Source organism: Pseudomonas sp. K5002, from assembly GCF_013386655.1.
Lineage (GTDB): Bacteria > Pseudomonadota > Gammaproteobacteria > Pseudomonadales > Pseudomonadaceae > Aquipseudomonas.
Map to the genome: position 1 here is coordinate 1 of NZ_JACARK010001719.1, position 336 is coordinate 336.

The 336-nt window shown below is 65.8% G+C and carries 2 pseudogenes; both read right to left on the reverse strand.

Annotated elements, in window-relative coordinates:
* A pseudogene (locus tag HX846_RS38895) lies at positions 1-127 on the reverse strand (type II secretion system protein GspF); the annotation flags it as partial.
* A pseudogene (locus HX846_RS38900) lies at positions 124-336 on the reverse strand (type II secretion system protein GspE); the annotation flags it as partial. The pseudogenes HX846_RS38895 and HX846_RS38900, both read right to left, overlap by 4 nt.

Consider the following 336-nt stretch of genomic DNA (forward strand, 5'->3'; position numbering starts at 1 on the left):
CGATGTGCAATAGCAGCAGGCCACGCTTGTGCAGCGCAGCGACGGCGGCGGCCTGGTCCTTCGCTTCGAGGGTGCCGTTCTGCGCGACGCCCTGGCTGTCCAGGGCACGGTATTTGAACAGGCTCACGCGCCCTCTCCACGGGTGACGCGCAACACTTCTTCAAGGGACGTGACACCGGCCACCGCCTGGCGCAGGCCTTCTTCATGCAGGGTGCGCAAGCCACCACGGCGGGCGGCCTGTTCGAGGGTCGCGGCGTCGGCCTGGCGCATCAACAAGCTGCGCAGTTCGTCATTCATCACCAGCAATTCGGTGATTGCACTGCGGCCGTGGTAACC